Raw genomic sequence first — 23,020 nt, forward strand, 5'->3', positions numbered from 1 at the left:
GGGCGGTGCGGACCACCCTTGCGCACGGCCGCAGGCGGCGCCACCCGGCGGGGCGCACGGCAAGCCAACCGTGACCTTGGGTGTTTCATGTGAAACCAGGTGTACCGGATGCGGGCGCTCCGCGGCGCCATCGGGGACGCTCCGCCGCTGGAATCGCCTCCACTGGGGTACGGGCCAGGGTTCCGCGGAGCCTGCCCGGAACGCGCCGCAGCGCCCGCCCCGGGAGAGCGGGGCGGGCGCTGCGGCGGTGGAACGGGCGGACTACAGGATGATCCGCATGGGGTTCTCCAGCACGTCGGTGAGGTCCTTCAGGAACGCGGCGCCGACGGCGCCGTCGATCGCCCGGTGGTCCACCGACAGCTCCAGCGCGATGGTGTTGCGGGCGACGATCTCGCCGTCGCGCACCACCGGCTGCTGCTTCATCGCGCCCACCGCGAGGATGGCCGCCTCGGGCGGGTTGATGACCGCGGAGAAGCTGTCGACGCCGAACATGCCCAGGTTGCTGACGCTGAACGTGCCGCCGCTCATCTCCTGGGGCTTGAGCTTGCCGTCGCGGGCGCGGCCGGCCAGCTCGCGGGTGGAGGTGGCGATCTGCGACAGGGGCATCGCGTCGGTGTCGTGCAGCACCGGGACGACCAGCCCGCCTTCGACCGCGACGGCCACGCCGACGTTGATCCGGCCGTGCCGGAGCAGCCTGTCGTCCACCCACGAGGTGTTGCACTCGGGGTGGGCCGCCAGCGTGGTGGCCACCGCCTTGACGATGAGGTCGTTGAAGCTGACCTTGACGCCGGTGCTCGCGAGCTGCTCGTTGATCTGGCCGCGGAACTCCTTGAGCGCCTCGGCGTCGATCGTGCGCCGCAGGTAGAAGTGCGGCACCTCCTGCTTGCTCTGGGTGAGCCGGCGCGCCACGACCTTGCGGACGTTGCTGATCTTCACCTCTTCGGAGGCGCGGCCGTCGTCGTAGGCGTCCTGGGGGCGGCCGGCCGCCGCGGGGGCCGGTGCGGCGGCGGGCGCCGCAGCGGCGGGGGCGCCGCTCTCGCGCTGGCGCCGGGCGGCGGCTTCGATGTCCGCGCGCACGACGCGGCCCTTGGGGCCCGAGCCGTCGATGGACTCGATGTCGAGCCCGTACTCGCGGGCCAGCCGGCGGGCGAGCGGGGAGCTGAGCGGGCGCGGGGCGGTGCCCTCGGCGGCGGGCGCCGCGGCCGGCTCGGGCTCGGCCGGAGCGGGGGCCGGCTCGGCCTCCGCGGCAGGGGCCGCGGACTCCGCGGGCTCCGCCGCGGGTGCGCCGGACTCCTCGGGGACGGCGTCGGGGCTGTCGCCGAGGACGCCGATCACCGCGCCGATCGGCACGGTGTCGCCCTCGGACACCGACTGTTCGACGAGGAAGCCGTCCTCGTAGGCCTCGTACTCCATGACGGCCTTGTCGGTCTCGATCTCGACCAGCACATCGCCGGACGCGACCTTGTCGCCGACCTTCTTGACCCAGGAGCTGATGACGCCTTCCTCCATGGTGTCGGAGAGGCGCGGCATGTAGATCTCAGTCATCGTGTGCGTTTCCCCTTTACCCGACCCGCTTGCCCACAGCGCTCAGGGTCTCCTTGACAGCGGTGGTGATCGACTCGACCGACGGCAGTGCCGCGGTCTCCAGCGGCTTGGCGTAGGGCATCGGCACCTCGGCCATGGCGACCCGGCGCACCGGGGCGTCCAGGTAGTCGAACGCGCCCTCCTGGATGGTGGCGGCGATCTCGGCGCCGATCCCGTAGGTCAGCCAGTCGTCCTCGGCGACCACCGCGGAGCCGGTCTTGCGCACCGAGTTCACGATCGTGGCGCGGTCGAGCGGCCGGAGGCTGCGCAGGTCGACGACCTCGACGCTGATGTCCTCGTCCGCGAGCTTCTCGGCGACCTGGTTGGCGACCATGGCCATCCGGGAGTAGCCGATCAGCGTGATGTCGCTGCCCTCGCGGGTCACCGCGGCGCGGCCGATCTCGGCCACGGTGTCGTCCCCCTCGGGGACCTCGCCCTTGGTGTTGTAGAGGCCGAGGTTCTCCAGGAACAGCACCGGGTCGTCGTCGCGGATGGCGGCGCGCAGCATCGACGCGGCCTCGGCGGGGGTGCTCGGGGCGAGGACCTTCAGACCCGGGATGAACGAGTAGAACAGCTCGATGTTCTGCGAGTGCGTGGCGCCGAGCTGCTGGCCGCCGCCCCCGGGGGTGCGGATGACCATCGGCACGCTGGTCTGGCCGCCGAACATGCCGTAGATCTTCGCGGCGTGGTTGATGATCTGGTCGATGGCGATGAGCGAGAAGTTGATCGTCATCAGCTCGACGACGGGGCGCAGCCCCAGCATCGCGGCGCCGATCGCGGCGCCGACGAAGCCCTCCTCGGCGATGGGGGTGTCGCGGACGCGGCGCTCGCCGAACTCCTTGAGCAGCCCCTCGGTGATCTTGTAGGACCCCTCGAAGACGCCGATCTCCTCACCGAGGAGGAGGACGTTCTCGTCGCGGTGCATCTCGGCGCGCAGCGTGTCGCGCAGCGCCTGGCGGTAGGTGATCACGGACATGGACCCGCTCCTTTTCTACTCGGCGAAGACCGGGTCGGCGGGCATGCGGCGCGACTCGTTCGCCACGGGGGTGGCGTAGGTGTAGTCGAACAGCGTGGAGACCTCGGGGTGGGGGCTGTTCTCCGCGAAATCGGCGGCGTCGGCGACCTCGTCGCGGACGGAGTCGGCGATCTCGCGCTTGGCGTCCTCGGTGAGGATCCCGGCCTCTTCGAGCTGGGCCTCGAACGCGGCGACCGGGTCGTTGGCCTTGGCCTCGTCGACCTGTTCGGCGGTGCGGTACTTGGCGGGGTCGACCACCGAGTGGCCCTTCATCCGGTAGCTGGTGGCCTCCAGCAGGAAGGGGCGCTGCTCGGCGCGGGCGCGCTCGACGAGGTCGGTGGCCGCGTCGCGGACGGCGAGCACGTCGCGGCCGTCCACCCGGACGCCCTCGATGCGGAAGGCGGAGCCGCGCTTGTACAGGTCGGGTTCCGCGGAGGACTTCTCGACGGTGGTGCCCATGCCGGTGAAGTTGTTGATGACCACGAAGACGATGGGCAGGTTCCACAGCGCCGCGATGTTCAGCGACTCGTGCCAGGCGCCGATGTTGGTGGTGCCGTCGCCCATCTGGCACATGACGACCTCGTCGCCGCCCCGGTAGGAGACGGCCAGCGCGGCGCCGGTGGCCAGCGGGAGCTGCCCGCCGACGATCCCGTAGCCGCCCAGCATCCGGGTCTCGGTGTCGTACATGTGCATGGACCCGCCCCAGCCCTTGGACACGCCGTCGGAGCGTCCGTAGAGCTCGGCCATGACGGCGCGCGGGCTCATGCCCTTGCCGATCGCGTAGCCGTGGTCGCGGTAGTTGGTGAAGAGGTAGTCGCGCTCTTGGAGGGCGGTCATCAGGCCGACGACGGTGGCCTCTTCGCCCAGGTTGAGGTGGCAGTATCCGCCGATGCGCGCCTGCGTGTACGCCTGGCCGGTGCGCTCCTCGAACCGGCGGATGAGCAGCATCTGCCGGTAGTAGTCGAGCAGCACCGCGGGCTGCTCGTCGGAGAGGTCGGGGGTGGCGCCCTTCCGGCTCCGCCGGCGGCCACCCGTGTTCCTGGCGGTGCCGCCGCCCTTCGGCTTGGCCGTGTCAGCCATGGTGGTGCCTTTCTACGTACGGGAACGGCCTGGGTCCGGACCGGTGGGCCCGGGAAGGCCGGTGCCGGGGCGCGCGGTCGCCCGCGGCCACGGCGTCCGCGCCGACGCCGGGCTCAACGGCGGGGTCGCGGGAGTGGCTGTTGAGTTGTCGTGGCCGAACACTCCGTGCGCTCGCCCCCCGGTGGTCGTCACCCTGCCCATTCCTGGGCGGAGGTCACCTGTTCGTCCGGCCGGTTCGCGCGTGGCTCGCAACACGCCCGTCATGTGTGTGACGTGCGTCGCGCACACTCTACGTACTGATCGATGATCGATCAATACGACTTTAGGGGAGATCCGGGGCGTATTCGGCAAAGGGGTGGGTTCCCGGCGGGCGGGCCCGGAGGTGCGGGTCAGCGGACCGCGTTGTGCGACTTCATTGCGGCTTCGACGTAGTTGAGCACGTGGTCGCGCAGCATCCGGCCGACCTCGGGGTCGCACTTTCGAAACGCTTCTGTGATCTGGGCGTGGTCGGCGGCCTTGGCGTGCAGCTCCATGTTCAGCCAGCGGACCGACAGCCGCGTCCACACCTCGACGCCCAGGGACTCCCAGGTGTGCAGGAGCACGCTGTTGCGGGCGGCCCGGACGATCTCGCGGTGGAACTCCACGCTGTGCTTGATCTGCTCCTCGACGTCCCCCTCGGCGGTCGCGCGCTTGAGGGCGTCGACCTCGCGTTCCAGCGGGCGCGGGTCCTCGGCCAGGCCGGGGGCGGCGAGTTCGGCGGCGACGAGTTCGAGACCGGCGCGGACGGGATAGATCTCCGCCATGTCCGCGACACCGAACGCACGGACCCGGGCCCCCTTGTTCGGCACCGACTCGATGAGGCGCAGCGTCTCCAGTTCGCGCAGCGCCTCCCGCACCGGGGCCTGGCTCACATTCAGCTCCGCCGCGATCCGCCGTTCGACGATGCGCTCCCCGGGCTGCCAGCGGCCTGAGAGCAGACCGTCGACGAGGACGCGGCGGATCTGCTCCCGCAGCGGGTTGCGGGCCAACCGGGACCGATCATCGGATCCCACGGGCAGGTCGACCATCGACGGCCTTTCAGCTGGGTGGGGTTGCACGAGCGCTCAGGCTCATTACGAAGAGTGCCACACGACGGCGCGGACCCGGGATCACGCCCGTCGGCAGGGGGCGGCGGGCGCTGAACCGCCGACTTCGGCGAACAGTGGGAGCACGGCTCTGAACAGGACGGTTAAGCGCGAGTTAGCACGTTCGTAAACGTCAGGGGCTCGCGGCGCGTCCCCTTACGGGGCGCTATGCTCTCCTGTCGGAAATGTTCGAACATGGCGAACACAGCCGGGTGTCGTGCAGTGGCGTCCCCCACACGGGGGCGGTGGAACCGATTCACCGATTGCGCCACCAGCGGTGTCCCCGGTCGTGGACCGTAGTGATGACGCAGATGTCTCCGGCTGCGTGGATGCTCTGACCATGCGTCCCCCGCCTTCCTGCCCCCTACCGAACCCGTCCGAAGCCACCCGAGCCAACGTCCGAGCGGCGAGCCCGTCCCCCTACGCACAAGCGTGCCGCAGGCCAGCCCACAATTCGTGAGACAGCACTGAGCACACATGATGCATACATTGCGGATACGGTCGAACCCGCCGTTTCGGGCGGGCCATTCGATCCCCACATTCCAAAGGTCCCGGGCGGCACTGCGTGCCGCCCCCGGGGCCGCTCTGGCGCGCACCGCGCGCCGGCGCTCCGGGGGGCCCGGGGTCACCTGGCCCAGCGTCAGTGAGATCGCATGGGGCCTGGCATCGGACAAGCGCGCGATCGTGCTGGCCGTCGTGCTCATCACCATGACCGTGCTCTCCGCCGGACCACTGCACCCCGTCGACATCTTCATCAACGAAGCGCCCCGCCCCTACTGGGACCAGCTGCGCGAACCGCTGATCCTGTGGCCCGACACCGTGGCCTCCCGGTTCGTCGCGCTGCCGGTGCTGGCCGCGACCGCCATCCAGCTCGCCTACTGGCACCGCTCGTGGCGGCCGATCATCCTCGGAGCGGGCGGCGTCGTGGGCATGATGAGCATGGTCGCCACGATGAAGCTCATCCTGGCGCGCGGCCACCCCCGCACCGGCGACCCCTCGTTCTTCTCCGAAGGCGGGGTCTCCTTCCCCTCCGGCCACGGCGCGAACGCGATCCTCATCTACGGGCTCGTGCTGTTCCTCATCATCCGCTACCGGGCGGCCCGGCCCCACATCATCCGGCGGCTCGCCTACTGCATCGTCGTCATCGCCGTACTCCAGGCGGCCGTCTCGGCGTTCCTGCACTTCCACTGGTTCACCGACCTGCTGACCGGGATGGTCGCGGGCGGGTTCGCGCTCAGCCTGACCATCCGGCTGGACCGCATGATCCCCGGCGGACGCACCGCCACCTGGTGGCCCTGGTACGACCCGGACGGCAACGCCCCCGGCGAGGGCGACGAGGCGGGCGACCGGGAGCGCGCCGAACCGCGCCCCTCCGGCGGTGCCGGATGAGCCCGGCGGCCGGCGCGGGCGAGGTGCGCCGGTCCGTTGCCGGCGGCGTGGCGACCATCACGATCGACAACCCCGCCACCCGCAACGCCATGACGGCTGAGATGTACCGGGCCATCCCCCCGCTCTTCGCCGAGGTGGCCGCCGACCCCGCGGTGCGGGTCGCCGTGCTCACCGGCGCCGGCGGCACCTTCTGCTCCGGAGCCGACATCGGCCAGCTCGACCGCATCGGCCACGGCGAGAACGATCTGCCGACCCTGGCCGAAGAGGCCATCGCGGCCTGTCCCAAACCCGTCATCGCCGCCATCCGCGGCCACTGCTACGGCGGCGGCTGCCAGCTCGCGGCAGCCTGCGACCTGCGCATCGCCGCCGACGACGCGCGGTTCGCCATCACCCCGGCCAAGCTCGGCGTCGTCTACCCCGTGAGCGCGCTGCGCCGCCTGGTCCGGCTGGCGGGGGCGGCCCGGGTCAAGTACCTCGTCTACACGGCCGACGCGATCGACGCCGAGCGGGCGCTGCGGGAGGGCTTCTACACCGAGGTCGTCCCCGGGGCCGCGCTGGCCGAGCGGGTGGCCGGGCTCACCGCGGTCATCGGCTCCCGATCGCAGTTCACCGTGCACGCGACCAAGGACATCCTCGACCGCATCGACGGCGGCGCCCTCACCCCGGAGCGGGTCGCCCATTGGCGCTCGGCGATGTGGGCCGCCGGCGACCTCGACGAGGGCGTGGCGGCCTTCGAAGAGCGCCGCGCGCCCGGCTTCCCGTGGACCGGATCCGCGGCTCACCCGGACGGCTGACCCCGCCCGGCCGGACCGCAGGCGGCGGTCCCGGCAGCGCCCCCGCTGTCGCACGCGGCGCCGATCGGGTCCGCCGGACCCGTTTCCCGCCACGCGAGCCGGGGCACGTTCGCCGAGGTGGGGACGATGACGGGCGGGAGCGCGCGGGTGCCGCGCGTGCGGACCGTGCCCGGGCGCACGGACCGCGTCGTGGTGGTCGGCGCCGGGCTGTCCGGCCTGGCGGCGGCGCTGCACCTGCGCGGCGCGGGGCGCGAGGTCACCGTCGTGGAGCGCGACGCGCACCCGGGCGGGCGCGCGGGCCGCATCGACATCGACGGCTTCCGGATCGACACTGGGCCCACGGTGCTGACCATGCCCGATCTGATCGACGAGGCCCTGGGCGCGGTCGGATCCTCGGTCGGCGACGTCCTGGACCTGGTCCCGCTGGCACCGGCCTACCGCGCGGCCTTCGCCGACGGCACCGAGGTCGACGTGCACACCGGCGCCGAGGAGATGGCCGCCGAGGTGCGGCGGGTCGCCGGGCCCCGGGAGGAGGCGGGCTACCTGCGGCTGCGCGCCTGGCTGAGCCGCCTCTACGAGGTGCAGATGCGGCGGTTCATCGACGCGAACTTCGACTCCCCGCTCGGCCTGCTGACCCCCGATCTCGCCCGGCTGGCCGCCGCCGGCGGGTTCGGCCGGCTGGGCCCGGCCATCGGCCGGTTCCTGGCGGACCCCCGGCTCCAGCGGATCTTCTCCTTCCAGGCGCTCTACGCGGGGGTGCCGCCCCGGCGGGCGATGGCCGCCTACGGGGTCATCGCCTACATGGACACGGTCGCCGGGGTGTACTTCCCGCGCGGGGGGATGCGCGCGCTGGGCGACGGGCTCGCCGGCGCCGCCGCCAAGGCCGGGGTCTCCTTCCGCTACAACGAGCCGGTGCGCGGGCTGGAGCGCCGGGGCGACCGGATCACGGCCGTGCTCACCGCCCACGGCGACCGGATCCCCTGCGACGCGGTCGTCCTCACCCCCGACCTGCCCGTGTCCTACCGGCTGCTGGGGCGGGTCCCCTGGCGCGCGGTGCCGCTGCGGTTCTCGCCTTCGGCGGTCGTCCTGCACGCCGGGACCGCACGCGCCTGGCCGCGGCTCCACCACCACACGATCTCCTTCGGAGCCGCCTGGGACCGCACCTTCGACGAGATCACCCGGCTGGGCCGGACCATGAGCGACCCGTCGCTGCTCATCACGCGGCCCACCGCCACCGATCCCGCCCTCGCCCCTCCCGGGCACGACCTGTTCTACGTTCTGGCGCCGACACCGAACCTGCGCACCGGGGGCCCCGACTGGCGCGACGCGGGACCGCGCTACCGCGACGCGCTCGTACGCACCCTGGAGGAGCGCGGACTGAGCGGACTCGGCGCGGCGATCACGACGGAGCGCCTGGTCACCCCGCACGATTGGGAGCGTCAAGGGCTGGCGTTCGGGACCCCGTTCGCGACCGCGCACACCTTCGCCCAGACCGGGCCGTTCCGGCCGCGCAACCTGGTCTCGGGGACCGCCAACGCGGTGCTCGCGGGCTGCGGGACCACACCGGGGGTGGGGCTGCCGACCGTCCTGATCTCCGGAAAGCTCGCGGCGGCGCGGATCACCGGCGCCGCCCGGCCCGCAGGGAGCCGATGATGGGGACCGATGCCGAACTCGACGCGGCGGGGATCGGCGGCGCGCCACTGCGCGCGGCCTACGCCCACTGCCGGGAACTGCACGCCCGCCACGGCCGGAGCTACTACCTCGCCACCCGCGTCCTGCCGCCCGCACGAAGACCCGCGATCCACGCGCTCTACGGCTTCGCGCGGTGGGTGGACGACATCGTCGACGCCCCCGGCCCGGCGGACACCCCCGCCGGAGGGCGCCGGCTGATCGACGCGGTCGAGGCCGACCTCGCGGCGGCCCTCGCGGGCGCCCCCGCCGAACGGCCGGTCGTGCGGGCCGTCGCCGATTGCGCGCTGCGCTACGACATCGACCCGCCGCTGTTCTCGGCGTTCCTGGCCTCGATGCGCATGGACCTCGACGTGGCCGGCTACGCCGACTACGCCGCGCTGCGCGGCTACATGTACGGGTCGGCGGCCGTGATCGGCCTCCAGGTGCTGCCCGTCCTGGGCACGTCGGTGCCCCGTGCCGAGGCGGCGCCGCACGCGGCGGCGCTGGGCGAGGCGTTCCAGCTCACCAACTTCCTCCGCGACGTCGCCGAGGACCTGGACCGCGGCCGGGTGTACCTGCCCGCCGACGTGCTCGCCGCGCACGGCGCCGACCGCGGCCTGCTCGCCCACTGCCGCCGGACGGGGGACCAGGACCCGCGCGTGCGCGCGGCGTTCGCCGAACTCGCGCGGATCAACCGCGACGTCTACCGCCGGGCCGAACCGGGGATCGCCATGCTGCACCCGGTCTCCCGCCCGTGTGTCGCCACGGCCCTGCGGCTCTACCGGGGGATCCTGGACCGCATCGAGGCCGCCGACTACGACGTGTGGACCCGGCGGCACAGCGTGCCGCGCGCCCGGCGCGCGGGGATGGCGCTGCCCGCGCTGGGCCGCGCCCTCACCGCACGACTGCTCTCCCCGTGACCGCACCCGATACGGGCGATGGCCCGTTGAGAGGACCACAAGGCCATGTCCCTCCCCGACCCCCGGCCGCGGGGGATCCCGCTGCGCCGGATGCCCGCGACCGCGTGGGCCCGGCAGCGGCCGACCTGGCGCCAGGCGACCCCGGCGGTCATCGGCGCGGCCCTGGACCGGGCGCTGGCCCGGCCGTCCGGGAACTGGTACGTGCTGGCCGCCGCGAGCGAGGTCCGCCCCGGCCGGCCCTTCGGGCGGGTGGTGGCCGGGACCGAGGTCGTCGCCTGGCGCGGCGCCGGCGGCACCCTGCACGCCGCCCCCGGCGCCTGCCCGCACCTGGGGGCGCCGCTGTGCCGCGGCGCGGTGGACGCCGGCCGGCTCGTCTGCCGCTGGCACGGGCTGGCGCTCGACGGCAGGGGCTTCCCGGGCTGGACGCCGTTCCCCGCCCATGACGACGGCGTCCTCGCGTGGGTCCGCCTGGACGGCGCGGGCGGCGAGGAGCCGCTGCCGCGCCCGGTCCTGCCCGAGCGCCCGCACGGCGCGCCCGCCATCTCCGCGGTGGAGAGCATGGCGGGGCGGTGCGAGCCCGAGGACATCGTGGCCAACCGGCTCGACCCCTGGCACGGGTCGTGGTTCCACCCGTACTCGTTCGTGGGGCTGCGGGTCACCGAGGTGCCCGAAGGGCCGGCCCCCGACCCGGACCGCATGGTGGTGGAGGTGGCGTTCAAGGTCGCGGGCCGCTGGGGCGTCCCCGTGCGTGCGGCGTTCTCCTGCCCCGAGCCGCGCACGGTCGTCATGCACATCATCGAGGGGGAGGGGGCCGGCAGCGTCGTGGAGACGCACGCGACCCCGCTGGGCGTCGACCGCAACGGGGTACCGCGCACCGCGGTCATCGAGGCGGTGATCGCCACCTCACCGCGCCCCGGGTTCGCCCTCGCGCGGCGCGCGGCGCCCGCGATCCGCCCGATGATCCGCTCGGTGGCCCGGCGGCTGTGGCGCGACGACCTCGCCTACGCCGAACGCCGCCACCTCCTGCGCACGGCCGAGCCCACCGGGGGCTGAGACCTGGTGCGGCCCGGCCGCCGGGGCGGGCGCACCGGCACGGCGGCGCGGGCCGGTCAGCCGGCGCGGCGGGCGGCGCGGGCCAGGGCGCGCAGGAACGGGACCCGGCCCCGCCGGGGCACGGTCCGCACGGCGTGGCCGGGCAGCCCCCATTGGCCGAGGAGACGGTTGGCCGCCAGCAGCCCGCTGGTGGCGGCCCGCTCCATCAGCGCCACCGGCAGGTCGACCCGCACGTGGTCGCCCGCCACGACCAGCCAGGGATCGGGGGTGCGCACGGGCAGGCGGGCGCCGAACCCGCCGGGCGGGAACAGCGGGCAGTCGGCGTGCAGCTCGTGCCGCTGGTCGACGATCCGCGCCCCGCGCGTCTCGGGGTACACGCCGTGCAGCTGCCGGATCAGCCGCTCCTGCTCGGCCGCCGGGTCGCAGCCGTCGCGCAGGGCGTAGGCGTGCAGCTCCACCACCGAGCCGCCCGTGCGCCGCGCCCATGCGGCGGCCTCGTCCTCGTAGCGCTCCAGCACGCTGACGTTGTCGAGCGTGGGGTGGCCGCCGGTGCCCAGGAAGGCGGGGCGGTCGGAGCGCACGGGCCGGTCCAGCCACAGCCGCGACACCAGGAACGGCGGGGCCGTGGGCACGCGCCCGGCACCGGCCCGCCACGCGGGCGTGGCCAGCCCGGGAGAGGCGTCCGCCAGCGGGCCGAGGGAACCGGGGTCGGTGGCCAGCACGACCGCGTCGGCCTCCTCCACGGCGCCGTCGGCGCCGTGGACCGCGAACCTGCGGCGTGCCCCGGACCCGATCGCGGTGACGGGCCGACCGGTGCGCACCTCGGCTCCGTTCTTCTCCAGGTGGGTGGCCAGCGGATCCCACAGGGCCCGGGGGAAGGGCGCGTTGGGGACGTCGAACAGCAGCCCCTCCGCGGAGCCGAGGAAGTAGATGTGGAACATCACCGCCAGCTCCGCGGCCGAGAGCGACCGCGGGTCGGCGAAGAAGCTCCGGGAGAACACCTCGAAGGCGAGGTGCCGGGCGCCCGGAGGGAAGCGGACGAGGTCGAGGAACCGCACCGCGTCCAGGTGGTCCAGGCGGCGGTAGACGCCCGGCACGTCGACGTCCAGCAGTTGCAGGGCGGCGGGCACGTTCACCGCGGCGGTGGCGGACAGGGGGAACCCGCGGCTCCGCCAGGCGAACGCCAGCGCGTTCCACGGGGGAGTCCCGGGCAGCCCGGCGAACCGGTCGGCCTGGCCGCGGGCGTGCGCCAGCGGGTAGTCGGGCAGCGGCGTGAGCATGCCCAGGCCGGGATCGGCCCGGCGCAGCAGCGCACGCAGGTTGTAGTACTGCCGGAAGAACGCGTGGAACCCGCGGCTCATCGTCGCCGCCGAGCCGTCGGCCAGCATCGTGGGGTGGCCGCGCAGTCGGCCGCCGAGTCCCGCTGTGCGCTCCAGGACGACGGTGCGCACGCCGCGCTCGGCCAGGGCGGTGGCCGCCGAGAGCCCGGCGATGCCGCCGCCGACCACCACGGCGTGCGGCGCCCGGGCCGGCGGCGGCCCCTGCGGGGCGGCGGGCTGGATCGTCTCGGCGCGCGGGTCGCGGCCCTCAGCGGTCACGCGCCGTCCCCCGGCGCCGCCGGCGGGGTGCGCCCCACGAACGTGTGCGTGATGCCGTACTGCCAGCCGGGCAGCGGCGCGGTCCGCACGCCTTCGAGGCCGGCGGCGCGCATCCGGTCGCGCAGGGCGGCGGCCCCGTCGAACGCCAGGACGCTGCGCCACAGGTAGCGGTAGAGGTCGGCGCGACCGGTGAGCGCCCGGCCGGCGGGGATGACGACGCCCCAGCACACCGCGTGCCACACCGCGCGGGCCCGCGCCGAGTCGGCGACGGAGTACTCGTGGAGCGCCACCCGGCCGCCCGGCCGCAGCAGCGAGCCCATGACCGTGAGCGCCCGGTCGGGATCGGGGCAGTTGCGCAGCAGGTAGGCGGCGAGCGCCGCGTCAGCGGGGCCGCCGATGTCCCTGAGGGTGAGGTCCTCGGCGCGCGCGTGCACGAACCGCACGCCCGGCGGCCAGCGCTTCGCGCGGGCGGCGTCGAGCATCCCGGCCGAGGCGTCGACCGCGATGATCTCGGCGCGCGGCAGGACGCTCACCAGCGCCGCGGTGGAGGCGCCCGTTCCGCACCCCAGGTCGAGCACGCGCAGCCCGGCGCCCCCGCGGGGCAGCCCGAGCCGCCGCGCCGACACGCGCAGGTGCCGGTGGTAGCCGGGGTTGGCCGCCACCAGCCGGTCATAGGACGCGGCGGCGGTGTCGAACTCTTCCGTCAGCGTTCCGGTGTCCATCGGGACCCCTCTGTCCGTGGCGGGCGCGTCCCGGGGCCGGGCCCCGCGCCCTTGTTCGTGGTGTCGCGGAGCGGCCCGGCCGCCCCGTGCGATGCTGGGTCGCATGCGGGAGTTCGACGTGGCCGTCGTGGGCGCGGGAGCCGCTGGACTGTCCCTTACCCGGCGCCTGGACCGGATGAAACCGCAGGCGGACGGCGGGGTGGGCGCGGTCGCGCTGATCGAGGCGCCGCCGGGGCCGCTGCGGGCGCCCGTTCGGACGTGGTGCTTCTGGGAGGCCGGCGGCGGTCCGTGGGACGACGTCCTGGCGGCCCGCTGGAGCCTCCTGGAGGTGGTCGGCCCCGGCGGCGACGCGACCGCGGCACCGATCTCCCCGCTGTCCTACAAGATGCTGCGGTCGACCGACTTCGAGGCGCACGTCCGCGCCGGGATGAGCGGGCGGGTCGAGGAGATCGGCGCGGCGGTCGAGGAGATCGAGGACGGCCCCGACCGCGCCGTGGTGCGCGGGCGCGACGCGTCGGGCGGGCCCGTCGAGGTCGCCGCGCGGTGGGTGTTCGACTCCCGCCCGGTGCCCGTCCCGCCATCGGCGCGGACCACCCTCCTCCAGCACTTCCGCGGGTGGTTCGTGCGGACCGCCGCCGACGCGTTCGACCCGGGCCGGGCGGTGCTGATGGACCTGCGCCCGCCGCAGCCGCGCAACGGGGTCGCGTTCGGCTACGTGCTGCCGCTGTCGCCGCGCGAGGCGCTGGTGGAGTACACCGAGTTCACCCGCGGGGTCCTCGACGGCGCCGGGTACGACGCGGCGCTGCGCGACTACACCGGACGGGTGCTGGAGCTGGGCGCGTTCGAGGTGACGGGGGTGGAGCAGGGCGCGATCCCGATGACCGACGGCGCCTTCCGCACCCGGCCGGGGCGCCGGGTCTTCCGGATCGGCGCGGCCGGGGGCGCGACCCGGCCGTCCACCGGCTACACGTTCAGCGGCATCCAGCGGCAGGCGGCGGCGGTGGCCGGCGCGCTCGCCCGCGGCCGCACCCCGGTGCCGCCGGTGCCCCACCTGCGGCGCCACCTGGCCATGGACGCGGTCCTGCTGCGGGCGCTCGACACTGGGCGGATCGACGGAGCGGCGTTCTTCGCGGGGCTCTTCCGGCGCAACGGCATCCCGGGCGTCCTGGCCTTTCTCGACGGCGGCTCGCGGCTGCCCGGCGAACTCGCCATGGGGTTCACGACCCCGGTCGCGCCCATGGCGCTGACAACGGCGGAATGCGCGTGGCGGGCGCTGCTCCGCAGGTGAGGGAATCGCTCCCGGCGCCCCTGGTTTCGGTGCGATCATGTTCCCGGAGTTTCGCCCGGATGAATTGCGGAAACGGAGATCTTTTCCACAGAATCGAACCGAAGCCATCGATTGCAGGGTAAAAGAAGGGTAAAGTGCGCCGCATGGCTACTCGTTCTCATGGACGCTTCAAGCGCTATACGGCCAGGGCCGCCGCCCTCGCCCTGTCGGCGGTCGTCGCGACGGGGGCCGGGTTCGCGGTCCCGGGCGCGACGGCCTCGGCCGCCGCGGCGCCGGCCGGACTCTCGTTCAACTGGGGCTCCTCGGAACTGCGCGTCGGCGACTCCGGGCGCGAGGTCGTTGCATTGCAGGAACGCCTCATGGAACTCGGCTACTGGATCGATTCCGCCGACGGCGAGTTCGGCGGCCTGACCGTTCACGCCGTTTACGCCATTCAGAAGGCGGCGGGGATCGACCGCGACGGCATCGTCGGCCCCGACACCCGCAGGGCGCTCGACGACGGCGTGCGCCCCGACGCCTCCAGCACGTCGGGCAACGTCGTCGAGATCGACCTCGAACGCCAGCTGCTGCTCGTCGTCTCCGACGGCGACGTCGAGCAGGTGTTCAACACCTCCACCGGCTCCGGCGAGACCTACGAGTCCCGCGGCCGCGAGAGCGTGGCCGTGACCCCCACCGGCGAGTACACCGTCTTCCGCGGTGTCGACGCCTGGGACCCCGGCCCCCTGGGCGCGCTGTACCGGCCCAAGTACTTCAACGGCGGCATCGCCGTCCACGGCTACAACTCCGTTCCCCCCTACCCCGCGTCGCACGGCTGCGCCCGCGTCAGCATCGCGGCCATGGACTGGCTGTGGGACAGCGGCCGGCTCGACAACAACTCGATCGTCATCGTCCGCTGACCGCCCACCCGGCTCTCCGCGAACGCCCCGGATCCCCTCTCCGGGGCGTTCGCGCGTCTCCGGGGGCGGGTGGTCCCGGCGGGTCGGCTCCGGCCTCCGGCCGGCGCGGACCCGGGCGGGCGGGGCTCAGCCCGACGGCGGGGGCGGCTGCTGCCCGGCCGCCACGGGCTCGGCGCGGGCCAGGCGCTCGGATTGGAGCGCGGCGGCCATGGAGCGGTCCGGGCCGACGGAGCCGCGCAGCGCCTTGCGGCGCGACCCGCGGCGCATGAGGGTCATGGCGTCGGCCTCGGACATCCGGCCCGCGGCCACATCGCCGGCGAAGGCGCGCATCATGCGGTGCCGGTAGGCGTGCCGGACGGTGAAGTACACCACGACGGCGATCACGAAGTTCAGCAGGGACGCGAAGAGCGTGCCGCCCGTGGTGGCCGCCAGCAGCGGGGCGTTGAAGAACCAGTGCATGGCCACGGCCAGCAGGATCAGCAGCACGGCCGGCACCAGGCGCCGCGCCGGAGCCCGGCCGGCCGCCGCCGCGATCAGGCCGAAGCCGGCGCCCGCGACCGCCGTCATCGCCCAGTGCGACCCCCACCCCGTCAGGAGGACACGGGCCGCGAACGACAGGATGACGGAACCGGCTCCGGCGGTCGCCCCTTGCTGGACCACCAGGTTCAGCGCGTAGGTCAGGTTCTCCATGACCTGGAAGCCCAGGCCGACGAGCGCGCCGAAGACGAACCCGTCCATGGGCCCGCGGAAGGCCCGCGGCGCCGCCAGCGCGATCAGCGCGAGCCCGCAGAGCTTCAGCAGCTCCTCATTGACCGGGGCCGACAGCGCCGCCCCCCACAGCGACGTGAAGGGCAGCCCCGCTGTCTTGGACAGCATCCCGTGTACGCCGTTGTTGGCGAGCAGCGCGGCCCCGGTGGCGGCGGTCGCCCCCCACAGCACGCAGGCCGCGGACAGGCCGCGCGGCGGCGACCATACCGGCCGGATGCGGCGCAGCAGCGCGAATCCGATGGCCACGGAGACGGCGAGCAGGAGGAGCGACAGCATCGTCTCGCCGGGGAACACCCGCATCTGCGCCCCGAAGGACACCAGGATGGAGATCACGCCCGCCGCGCACAGGACCCCGAAGACGGTCCACACCGCGCGGCCGCGCTGCGATCGGGGGACGCCGTGCAGCAGCGGATGGCCGGGGTGCAGGCCGCCGTGCCGCGGGCCCGCGCCGGGCCGTTCGTGTGCCCCGGTGCGGGCGGGGCCCGGCTCGTAGGGGCGCTCGTGGCGGCTCATGACCCGCCCTTTCCGACGAAGGCGATCGAGGACGCGAGCTCGCCCGCGGCCCGCCGGTCGCCATCCGAGGCGTCCGCGGCGGCCAGCACGGTCATCTCGACCGCGAACGCGGTGCCGGGCGAGGGGTAGATGACGGCCCGTCCCGTCTGGTCGCCGTCGACCAGCGGCCCGGTCCAGCCGCCGGCGCCGTTGCGGCTCATGGTGACGCGGGGCTCGCCGAGCTCGGCGCCGGGGTGGTCCACCTGCGTGACCCGGCGCAGCCCCGTCCAGAGCTCGTCGATGTCGCGGGGCTGGTCCAGGACCGCGGACAGGACGGTCATCCGCACGCCGCCGTGGGTGAAGCTGTAGGTCTGCCCCTTGGTGCTCCGGCCGGGCTGGAGGGTCCACCCGGGGCCGAAGGTGAGCCGCGCCTCGTGGCCGCCGCCCTCCGCGACGCTCATGGTGCTGCCGTCGGCCACCGGTGCCTCGTCGGCGATCGCGGCGTTCACGATCGGCCACCCCACCGCCAGCAGGACCACGATGCCGATGATGACCGCAAGGCTCCGCCAGGGCACCCGCGCCGCCGGGGGCCCGCCGGGTTCCGGCTGTGGCTCGTGCATCGGCGTCCTCCGCTCCTCGTCACGTCCGCGGACCACCGTCCGTCACCCGTTCATGCAAACACGGAGCGTGACGATGGATCCTCAGGGTGGGACGTGTCGGGCGTAAATTCCGCGTCCGGAACGGCGCCGCTCGCGTCGGCCGCCACGCGCCGCGACACGTGCCCGGAGCGGCGGGCGCCGGGGGAGTGGGCTGGGGCCGGCGGAGGGGCGGGGTTCCCGCCGCCGCCGGGCGCCGGCGGGCGCGCGCCGTGCCGCGGGCGGGGGCGGGCGCCGCGGGGCTGGCCGGGCGTCCAGGACGGCGAGGGCGGTGCGGGTCCGCGCGACGGCGCCGGGGTGGGCGCGCCGCTCCTCGGCGCCGACGACGGCGCGATGGCGGCGGAGCACCTGGTCCGCGTCCCGGCATCGCTCGCCAAGGGCCTGGAGTTCGACGCCGTCGTGGTCGCGGAGCCGGCCATCGCCGCGTCCGGTCCGCGCGGCGCGCACGGCCTCAACGTCGCACTCACGCCCACGCTGAGCACGCGGTCTCCTACGCGGCCGACACCACCTGGCGGATGTCGCACTCACGCGCGCGGTAGGCACGCCGCACGCCGTGCACGCCGACCCGCTCGCCACCCTCCTTCGCCGACCCCGGCCGCCCTGTCCCCGGCCGGCCGTGCGGCGCTCCAGCGTCCGCGGGGCCCGCGGGGTTCCTGGGAAATCCGGGGGATTCCTGGGAATCGGCCCAAGGGCCCTTCACCGCGCCGGAGGAGGCGTGAAAGCGTCCGGCAAGAGAGCCGGAAGCGTGTCCGGCGAGGCTGGGCGGTGAACGCGACCGGCCCTGGCGGGCGACCCCTCCGCCCGCCGCCTCCGGCGGCCGGACCGCCACGTCGCCGCTCCGCTCGCCGCCCACGACCGGCGGTGAACGGGCGCCCCGAGGAAGGGCAGGATGATCGAGACCGCGTCCCCCACCGCGGATCCGCAGGCGGCCGACCGGTCCGCGCGCCGGAAACGGCGCGCCGGCACCGGTTCGCACCCCGCCGACGACGCCTACGTCGTGTCGGCGGCCCGAGCCCCGGGGTGGCGGTGCGTCCGCGCCTTGGGCGACGTCCGCGTGTGGGCCGTCTCCCCCGCGCCCCCTGAGGACACCGGGACCTCGTCGCCCGTGCGCGATTCCGGTCCCGGGGAGCTGTTCATCTCGCTGCCGCCGGACGCCGCCACCCCCGGCGCGCGGCCCGGGCCCGAGACCGCGACCGCACCGGAAACAGCGGACGGTCCGGAAACAGCGGGCGGTATCGACCTGTACGACGCGCCGTACCCGTTCCCCCATGCCTCCGGCACACCGGGACGCGGCAGCGCCGCCGGGCTCCACAGCGAAGGCGGCGCTGTTGCGGCCTTCGGAGACGGCGGCGCTTTCGGCACCCCCGGGGACGGTGGCGTGCTCGGGGGAGCCGGGGGCGACGCCGGGTCCGGGATCGCCCGAGACGGCGCCGCGTCCGGGGCGGCCGCCGTCGGCGTGCCGCGGGCGGCCCTGCTGCTGCCCGCGCCGTGGGTCGACGGCCTCCTCGGCCGGAGGATCCCGGTAGCCGACCCGGTCGGCGTGCTCCTGGCCGGGCTCGTCCAGCGGGTCGCGTCCGACGCGGCGGGCTTCGGGGCCGCCGCCGACGAGCGCCTGGGCGGCGCCGTCCTCGACCTGGCGGCCGCGCTGCTCGCCCGCGAACTCGACCTGGACGCGCCCGAGGAGAGCCACCGGCGGAACCTGATCCTGCGCATCCAGGCGTTCGTCAACCGGCACCTCGGCGACCCGCTGTTGAGCCCCGGCATGATCGCGGAGGCACACGGGATCTCCGTGGGCTACCTGCACCGGCTCCTCCAGGGGCACGACACGACGCTGGCGGCGTGGATCCGGCGCCGCCGCCTCGACGGTGCCCGCCGCGCCCTCTCCGATCCGCGGCTCGCCCGCCTGCGCGTGCAGGAGATCGGCACCCGCTGGGGCTTCCCGCACCCTTCGGCTTTCAGCCGCGCCTTTCGCACCGCGTACGGAACGACCCCGAAGGACTACCGGGAGGCGGCGGCCCGCCCAGCGGACCCCGTGCCCCCGGCCGGCTGAGGCCCGCGGCGCGGGCCTCAGCCGGCCTGCCGGCGTTCTCCGGCCCGGCGGCCACTGGGCTCCGGCCCTGCGGACCGAGCACCGAGCACCGAGCGCCGCGTGGCCGCGCGCCGGGCATCGGTGTTCCGCGGATCGCGGTGCCACCGGAGCGTCAGGGGGCGGGGTCCTCGGAGGCGTGCCGGCCCCGCGCCCGCCGGAGCGCGACGGCCCGCACGGCGGCCAGCACCAGGAAGACGGCGGCGGCCGCGAACGCCGTCCAGGTGATCCATCCCGTTCCGGGGAGCAGGACGCAGCCGATCGCCAGCCAGACCACTCCCACCACCGCCAGCGTGACCGCGTCGCGCCGCACCGTGTCCTCCACGCGCACCCTCCCAACGCCGCCGCGCAATTCGGCGGACGCAAGATCATATTCCGGATCGCCCGCAGGAGAAATTCCCTATTTCTCGGAAATCGGATATCCGGGAAGAAAACAAAAACATTGTTAACGCGCCGGAAAAGAGCGCCGGCCGTCGAGACGGAAGTCGAGACGGCCGTCGGGCCGAGCGCCGTCGCGGCGGGCAGGGCCCCGGCCGGGAATCGGAACGCCGGATCGGCCGCGCCCGGGCGATGCCGCGCGGCACGCGGGTCGACAATGGCGGCGACGGAACGAGCGGGGACGAACGGGGCGGCGGGGCCGACGCGCCGCCGATTCCTTTCCGGTATGGGCTGATGCAAAAACGACCTTGGACGTGCATGAGTGACGGGGGTTACGTTCGAGGTGAACGCGGCGATCACCGCCGGCCACTGCCGCCCGCCCGAGGAAAGGCGTCGATGAGCGCTCCGCCGAAGACCCCCGTCGTCACCGCCATGCGTGTGATCCCCGTGGCGGGCCACGACAGCATGCTGCTCAACCTCAGCGGCGCGCACGCCCCGTTCTTCACCCGCAACCTCGTCGTCCTCACCGACTCCGACGGCCGCAGCGGCGTCGGCGAGGTCCCCGGCGGCGAGTCGATCCGCGCCACCCTGGAGGACGCCATCACGCTCGTCGTCGGGCGGCCGATCGGCGACCGCAACGGCGTCCTGAACGACATCCGGGCCCGCTTCAGCGACCGCGACGCGGCGGGGCGGGGCGCGCAGACCTTCGACCTGCGGGTGACGGTGCACGCGGTCACCGCGGTGGAATCGGCGCTGCTGGACCTGCTCGGGCAGTACCTCGACGTCCCCGTCGCCGCCCTGCTCGGCGACGGCGTGCAGCGCGACCGGGTGCCCGTGCTCGGCTACCTGTTCTACGTGGGCGACCGCGGGCGCACCGACCTCCCGTACCGGTCGGACGGCGACGCGGAGGACGACTGGATCCGGCTCCGCGACGAGGAGGCGCTGACCCCCGAGGCGGTGGTCCGCCTCGCCGAGGCGGCCCAGCGGCGCTACGGCTTCCGCGACTTCAAGCTCAAGGGCGGCGTGCTCCCGGGCGAGGAGGAGGCCGAGACCATCCGCGCGCTGGCCGACCGGTTCCCCGACGCGCGCGTCACGCTCGACCCCAACGGGGGTTGGCCACTGGCCCGTGCGATCGAACTCGGGCGCTCCCTGCGCGACGTGCTCGCCTACGCCGAGGATCCGTGCGGCGCCGAGGCCGGCTTCTCGGGCCGCGAGGTGCTCGCGGAGTTCCGCCGGGCCACCGGCCTGCCCACCGCGACCAACATGATCGCGACCGACTGGCGCCAGCTCGGGCACGCGGTGCGCGGCGCGTCCGTCGACATCCCGCTGGCCGACCCGCACTTCTGGACGATGCAGGGGTCGGTCCGCGTCGCCCAGCTCTGCGACGCGTGGGGGCTGACGTGGGGGTCGCACTCCAACAACCACTTCGACGTCTCCCTGGCGATGTTCACCCACGTCGCCGCGGCCGCGCCCGGCGACATCACGGCGATCGACACGCACTGGATCTGGCAGGACGGCCAGCGGCTCACCACCGACCCCCTCGTCATCAGCGACGGGGAACTCGCGCTTCCCGACCGCCCCGGCCTCGGCGTGGAGCTGGACATGGAACGGGTGGACGCCGCCAACCGGCTCTACCGCGAGCACGGCCTCGGCGCGCGCGACGACGCGGCCGCGATGCGGTACCTCGTTCCCGGATGGAGCTTCGACCCCAAGCGCCCGGCGCTCGACCGGGAGCCGTCCGCCGCGGGGTGACCGGAGGCTGAACGTCGGAGTCCGGAGACGGAGGACGGAATCCGGGAGCGGCGGGTCGTCGCCTGGGCCGGATTTGCCGTTGTCTGACCAACGTCAGATACTTGCTCCATGGACACCGACGTGCGCAACATCAGCGACGCCCTGGCCGGCATCACCGACCAGTGGCAGCCGCGCCGCCTGACGAGCGTCAACGACTACGACGTCAAGGTCGTCAAGCTCCAGGGCGAGTTCGTGTGGCATTCCCACCCCGACACCGACGAGATGTTCCTCGTCATCTCCGGCGAGCTGACCATCCGGCTCCGCGATCGCGACGTCGTCCTGGGGCCCGATGACGTCTTCGTGGTCCCGCGCGGTGTCGAGCACTGCCCCAAGGCCGAGGGCGAGGTCTCCGTGATGCTCTTCGAACCGAAGGGCACGGTCAACACCGGCGACGCGGGCGGCGCGCGGACGGCCGAGCTCCAGGAACTGACCGGCTGAGGGGCGGACGATGGGCACGGTGAGTCACGCCGCGGAGTTCCGCGACTTCAACCGCTACTACACGCAGCGGATCGGCCTGCTGACCGATCGCTATATGGGCGCCGACCGGCCGCTCAGCGAGTCCCGCGTCCTCTTCGAGATCGGTTCCGGCGCCGACGTGCGCGATCTCCGGGCGCGGTTGGAACTCGACTCCGGGTACCTGAGCCGGCTCCTGCGCTCCCTGGAAGGGCAGGGCCTCATCACGGTGCGGGCCGCGGACGGCGACCGCCGCATCCGGACCGCGGCCCTCACTCCGGCCGGCGACGCCGCGCTCGCGGACATGAACAGCCGGGCGACGGATGTGGCCGACGATCTGCTGTCCGCCCTCGACCAGCCGCAGCAGGACCGGCTCATCGACGCCATGGCGCAGGTCCGCCGGCTGCTCCGGCTGGCGGGGATCGACGTCGCGGTGGCCGAGGCGACCTCGGCCCCCGCCCGGGCCTGCCTGTCGGCGTTCGCGGACGAGATGCGCGCTCGCGTCCCCGAAGGCTACGACGACGGCGAACTGGTCGACGCCGACGAGCTCACCGCCCCCCGGGGGGCCCTGCTGATCGCGACCGAGCACGGACGCGCGGTCGGCTGTGCGGCGCTGCGCAGGCTCGATGACGACGGAGTCGGCGAGGTGCGGCACATGTGGGTGCGCTCCGACGCCCGCGGCATCGGGCTGGGACACCGCCTGCTGCGCGAGGTCGAGCTCCACGCCGCGGCCATGGGCATGCACGCCCTGCGGCTCGGCACGAACAGCGCCCTGCGCGAGGCCCTGGCCATGTACCGCACCCGCGGATACGTGGAGATCCCGCCCTACGACGGCGACATCCACGTCCACCACGCCTTCGAGAAGGCCCTCCGGACAGGATGACGCGGGGGCGGGCCACCGCCCAGGGAACGCCGTCGAAAGGGAGACGCCGGCCGAAGCGCCCGAGCGCCGAGAAGGCGTCGAGAAGCGAGAAGAGCGCGAGAGGTGCCGCGAAGCCGTCCCGGTCCCGGTGGGCGACCACACGATCGCCCACCGGAACGGGTCCCGGACCGGGCGCGAATCAGTCCCGGACCGGGCCGGAGCAGGTGCCGGACCGGGCCGGAACCGGGGCGGGAAATGCGCCGGAGCCCTAGATGTACTGCCCCGAGAGGTTAGGTACGCGGGTGGCGGGAGGGCCGCTGATCGCGGTGTGGAACCGGTGGTGATTGTAGTGGTGCAGCCATTCCGGGAACGCCTGGCGCCGCTGGGTCTCTGAGGTGTA

General features: G+C 74.3%; 20 protein-coding genes and 1 pseudogene. 11 read left to right on the plus strand and 10 right to left on the minus strand.

Features of this window, described 5'->3' with window-relative positions:
• Positions 1 to 261: 261 nt before the first annotated feature.
• From ACFO4E_RS21570 to ACFO4E_RS21585, 4 genes are all read right to left on the minus strand, one after another.
• Positions 262 to 1,545 (minus strand): dihydrolipoamide acetyltransferase family protein, encoded by a 1,284-nt coding sequence (locus ACFO4E_RS21570; RefSeq protein ID WP_378577573.1) that lies wholly within the window; start codon positions 1,543 to 1,545, stop codon positions 262 to 264.
• 16 nt (positions 1,546 to 1,561) lie between these two features.
• Complete coding sequence (locus ACFO4E_RS21575) at positions 1,562 to 2,560, minus strand: alpha-ketoacid dehydrogenase subunit beta (protein WP_378577575.1); 999 nt, start codon at positions 2,558 to 2,560, stop codon at positions 1,562 to 1,564.
• 15 nt (positions 2,561 to 2,575) lie between these two features.
• The gene (gene pdhA, locus ACFO4E_RS21580) at positions 2,576 to 3,679 is read right to left on the minus strand and encodes a pyruvate dehydrogenase (acetyl-transferring) E1 component subunit alpha (RefSeq protein WP_378577577.1); all 1,104 of its coding nucleotides are present in this window, start codon (positions 3,677 to 3,679) and stop codon (positions 2,576 to 2,578) included.
• A 389-nt stretch (positions 3,680 to 4,068) separates the two neighbouring features.
• Positions 4,069 to 4,746, minus strand: coding sequence for a GntR family transcriptional regulator (locus ACFO4E_RS21585; protein WP_378577579.1), 678 nt, complete (start codon positions 4,744 to 4,746; stop codon positions 4,069 to 4,071).
• 642 nt (positions 4,747 to 5,388) lie between these two features.
• On the opposite strand from ACFO4E_RS21585, the gene ACFO4E_RS21590 reads away from it, so the two are divergent.
• The 5 genes from ACFO4E_RS21590 to ACFO4E_RS21610 all read left to right on the plus strand — a co-directional run bounded on the left by ACFO4E_RS21590 (position 5,389) and on the right by ACFO4E_RS21610 (position 10,630).
• Positions 5,389 to 6,192 carry a phosphatase PAP2 family protein gene (locus ACFO4E_RS21590; RefSeq protein WP_378577623.1) on the plus strand — a complete coding sequence of 268 codons (804 nt, stop codon included), beginning with the start codon at positions 5,389 to 5,391 and terminating at the stop codon, positions 6,190 to 6,192.
• Entirely contained in the window at positions 6,189 to 6,986 is a 798-nt protein-coding gene (locus ACFO4E_RS21595; RefSeq protein ID WP_378577581.1) for an enoyl-CoA hydratase/isomerase family protein, read from the plus strand. Before ACFO4E_RS21590 ends, ACFO4E_RS21595 begins: the two co-directional genes overlap by 4 nt.
• A 126-nt stretch (positions 6,987 to 7,112) precedes the next feature.
• Positions 7,113 to 8,639: a phytoene desaturase family protein gene (gene crtI / locus ACFO4E_RS21600; protein WP_378577583.1), complete on the plus strand. Its 1,527-nt coding sequence runs from the start codon at positions 7,113 to 7,115 to the stop codon at positions 8,637 to 8,639.
• The gene (locus ACFO4E_RS21605) at positions 8,636 to 9,577 is read left to right on the plus strand and encodes a phytoene/squalene synthase family protein (RefSeq protein ID WP_378577585.1); all 942 of its coding nucleotides are present in this window, start codon (positions 8,636 to 8,638) and stop codon (positions 9,575 to 9,577) included. Before crtI ends, ACFO4E_RS21605 begins: the two co-directional genes overlap by 4 nt.
• 45 nt (positions 9,578 to 9,622) lie before the next feature.
• Positions 9,623 to 10,630, plus strand: coding sequence for a DUF5914 domain-containing protein (locus tag ACFO4E_RS21610; protein ID WP_378577587.1), 1,008 nt, complete (start codon positions 9,623 to 9,625; stop codon positions 10,628 to 10,630).
• A gap of 56 nt (positions 10,631 to 10,686) precedes the next feature.
• On the opposite strand, the gene ACFO4E_RS21615 is transcribed toward ACFO4E_RS21610, so the two are convergent.
• On the minus strand, positions 10,687 to 12,228 hold the full coding sequence (locus ACFO4E_RS21615) for an FAD-dependent oxidoreductase (protein ID WP_378577589.1): 1,542 nt from the start codon (positions 12,226 to 12,228) through the stop codon (positions 10,687 to 10,689).
• Positions 12,225 to 12,950 carry a class I SAM-dependent methyltransferase gene (locus tag ACFO4E_RS21620; RefSeq protein ID WP_378577591.1) on the minus strand — a complete coding sequence of 242 codons (726 nt, stop codon included), beginning with the start codon at positions 12,948 to 12,950 and terminating at the stop codon, positions 12,225 to 12,227. The genes ACFO4E_RS21615 and ACFO4E_RS21620 overlap by 4 nt, the downstream gene beginning before the upstream one ends.
• Before the next feature lie 103 nt (positions 12,951 to 13,053).
• Between ACFO4E_RS21620 and ACFO4E_RS21625 the strand changes: the two genes are divergently transcribed.
• Both ACFO4E_RS21625 and ACFO4E_RS21630 read left to right on the plus strand, forming a co-directional pair.
• Entirely contained in the window at positions 13,054 to 14,238 is a 1,185-nt protein-coding gene (locus ACFO4E_RS21625) for a lycopene cyclase family protein (RefSeq protein WP_378577593.1), read from the plus strand.
• A 143-nt stretch (positions 14,239 to 14,381) separates the two neighbouring features.
• Positions 14,382 to 15,134 (plus strand): L,D-transpeptidase family protein, encoded by a 753-nt coding sequence (locus ACFO4E_RS21630; protein WP_378577595.1) that lies wholly within the window; start codon positions 14,382 to 14,384, stop codon positions 15,132 to 15,134.
• Positions 15,135 to 15,260: 126 nt separating this feature from the next.
• On the opposite strand, the gene ACFO4E_RS21635 is transcribed toward ACFO4E_RS21630, so the two are convergent.
• Positions 15,261 to 16,415, minus strand: coding sequence for a PrsW family intramembrane metalloprotease (locus tag ACFO4E_RS21635; RefSeq protein WP_378577597.1), 1,155 nt, complete (start codon positions 16,413 to 16,415; stop codon positions 15,261 to 15,263).
• The gene (locus ACFO4E_RS21640) at positions 16,412 to 17,014 is read right to left on the minus strand and encodes a hypothetical protein (RefSeq protein WP_378577599.1); all 603 of its coding nucleotides are present in this window, start codon (positions 17,012 to 17,014) and stop codon (positions 16,412 to 16,414) included. Before ACFO4E_RS21640 ends, ACFO4E_RS21635 begins: the two co-directional genes overlap by 4 nt.
• A gap of 925 nt (positions 17,015 to 17,939) precedes the next feature.
• On the opposite strand from ACFO4E_RS21640, the gene ACFO4E_RS21645 reads away from it, so the two are divergent.
• On the plus strand, positions 17,940 to 19,100 hold the full coding sequence (locus ACFO4E_RS21645) for a helix-turn-helix domain-containing protein (RefSeq protein WP_378577601.1): 1,161 nt from the start codon (positions 17,940 to 17,942) through the stop codon (positions 19,098 to 19,100).
• A 151-nt stretch (positions 19,101 to 19,251) separates the two neighbouring features.
• Here the strand turns inward: ACFO4E_RS21645 and ACFO4E_RS21650 are convergent, their stop codons facing one another.
• Complete coding sequence (locus ACFO4E_RS21650) at positions 19,252 to 19,461, minus strand: hypothetical protein (RefSeq protein WP_378577603.1); 210 nt, start codon at positions 19,459 to 19,461, stop codon at positions 19,252 to 19,254.
• A 449-nt stretch (positions 19,462 to 19,910) separates the two neighbouring features.
• On the opposite strand from ACFO4E_RS21650, the gene gudD reads away from it, so the two are divergent.
• From gudD to ACFO4E_RS21665, 3 genes are all read left to right on the plus strand, one after another.
• The gene (gene gudD / locus ACFO4E_RS21655; protein WP_378577605.1) at positions 19,911 to 21,266 is read left to right on the plus strand and encodes a glucarate dehydratase; all 1,356 of its coding nucleotides are present in this window, start codon (positions 19,911 to 19,913) and stop codon (positions 21,264 to 21,266) included.
• Positions 21,267 to 21,374: 108 nt separating this feature from the next.
• Positions 21,375 to 21,743, plus strand: coding sequence for a cupin domain-containing protein (locus ACFO4E_RS21660; RefSeq protein ID WP_378577607.1), 369 nt, complete (start codon positions 21,375 to 21,377; stop codon positions 21,741 to 21,743).
• 19 nt (positions 21,744 to 21,762) lie between these two features.
• Positions 21,763 to 22,641, plus strand: coding sequence for a bifunctional helix-turn-helix transcriptional regulator/GNAT family N-acetyltransferase (locus ACFO4E_RS21665; RefSeq protein ID WP_378577609.1), 879 nt, complete (start codon positions 21,763 to 21,765; stop codon positions 22,639 to 22,641).
• A 247-nt stretch (positions 22,642 to 22,888) separates the two neighbouring features.
• Here the strand turns inward: ACFO4E_RS21665 and ACFO4E_RS21670 are convergent.
• Positions 22,889 to 23,020, minus strand: a pseudogene (locus ACFO4E_RS21670) (IS481 family transposase); the annotation flags it as partial.

This window comes from Nocardiopsis mangrovi (assembly GCF_042653925.1).
Lineage (GTDB): Bacteria > Actinomycetota > Actinomycetes > Streptosporangiales > Streptosporangiaceae > Nocardiopsis_B > Nocardiopsis_B mangrovi.

Excerpts from the sequence above, each read along its gene's own strand:
- ACFO4E_RS21570 (WP_378577573.1), bottom strand. The coding sequence starts at position 1,545 with ATGACTGAGATCTACATGCCGCGCCTCTCCGACACCATGGAGGAAGGC.
- ACFO4E_RS21575 (WP_378577575.1), bottom strand. The coding sequence starts at position 2,560 with ATGTCCGTGATCACCTACCGCCAGGCGCTGCGCGACACGCTGCGCGCC.
- pdhA (WP_378577577.1), bottom strand. The coding sequence starts at position 3,679 with ATGGCTGACACGGCCAAGCCGAAGGGCGGCGGCACCGCCAGGAACACG.
- ACFO4E_RS21585 (WP_378577579.1), bottom strand. The coding sequence starts at position 4,746 with ATGGTCGACCTGCCCGTGGGATCCGATGATCGGTCCCGGTTGGCCCGC.
- ACFO4E_RS21595 (WP_378577581.1), top strand. The coding sequence starts at position 6,189 with ATGAGCCCGGCGGCCGGCGCGGGCGAGGTGCGCCGGTCCGTTGCCGGC.
- crtI (WP_378577583.1), top strand. The coding sequence starts at position 7,113 with ATGACGGGCGGGAGCGCGCGGGTGCCGCGCGTGCGGACCGTGCCCGGG.
- ACFO4E_RS21605 (WP_378577585.1), top strand. The coding sequence starts at position 8,636 with ATGATGGGGACCGATGCCGAACTCGACGCGGCGGGGATCGGCGGCGCG.
- ACFO4E_RS21610 (WP_378577587.1), top strand. The coding sequence starts at position 9,623 with ATGTCCCTCCCCGACCCCCGGCCGCGGGGGATCCCGCTGCGCCGGATG.
- ACFO4E_RS21620 (WP_378577591.1), bottom strand. The coding sequence starts at position 12,950 with ATGGACACCGGAACGCTGACGGAAGAGTTCGACACCGCCGCCGCGTCC.
- ACFO4E_RS21625 (WP_378577593.1), top strand. The coding sequence starts at position 13,054 with ATGCGGGAGTTCGACGTGGCCGTCGTGGGCGCGGGAGCCGCTGGACTG.
- ACFO4E_RS21630 (WP_378577595.1), top strand. The coding sequence starts at position 14,382 with ATGGCTACTCGTTCTCATGGACGCTTCAAGCGCTATACGGCCAGGGCC.
- ACFO4E_RS21635 (WP_378577597.1), bottom strand. The coding sequence starts at position 16,415 with ATGAGCCGCCACGAGCGCCCCTACGAGCCGGGCCCCGCCCGCACCGGG.
- ACFO4E_RS21640 (WP_378577599.1), bottom strand. The coding sequence starts at position 17,014 with ATGCACGAGCCACAGCCGGAACCCGGCGGGCCCCCGGCGGCGCGGGTG.
- ACFO4E_RS21645 (WP_378577601.1), top strand. The coding sequence starts at position 17,940 with ATGATCGAGACCGCGTCCCCCACCGCGGATCCGCAGGCGGCCGACCGG.
- gudD (WP_378577605.1), top strand. The coding sequence starts at position 19,911 with ATGAGCGCTCCGCCGAAGACCCCCGTCGTCACCGCCATGCGTGTGATC.
- ACFO4E_RS21660 (WP_378577607.1), top strand. The coding sequence starts at position 21,375 with ATGGACACCGACGTGCGCAACATCAGCGACGCCCTGGCCGGCATCACC.